Here is a 301-nt window from a genome sequence, read left to right as displayed (position 1 = left end):
TCCCGCTGTTGAAGAATTTGACCGAGAGCATTTTTGATTTGCAGAGTTGCAATTTGATTGTGTGTGTTGTAAATGGAAACGGTTATGTTTCCTTTGGGATCGGTGGTTTCTGAATAGGGAACAGTTAGGCCGTACTGATCTTTATAATCATAACGATAGGTTATGCGTGTGACATTGCCTTCTGGATCGGTGACAGAAGTGGGTTGTTTATGGCAATTATAGGTCGTTTTAACTGTGCTAACACCGGCATGTGAATAGGTGCTGGTTTCTATTTGATTGCCATCGGCGTCATAGATATAGG

1 pseudogene is annotated in these 301 nt (G+C 41.9%); it reads right to left on the bottom strand.

The window, feature by feature from the left end:
- A pseudogene (locus AOM43_RS06200) lies at positions 1-301 on the bottom strand (RHS repeat domain-containing protein); the annotation flags it as partial.

The organism is Parachlamydia acanthamoebae (genome assembly GCF_000875975.1).
Lineage (GTDB): Bacteria > Chlamydiota > Chlamydiia > Chlamydiales > Parachlamydiaceae > Parachlamydia > Parachlamydia acanthamoebae.
The sequence above is the reverse complement of the archived record's forward strand: the minus strand, read 5'-3'. Positions and strand labels throughout refer to the sequence as shown.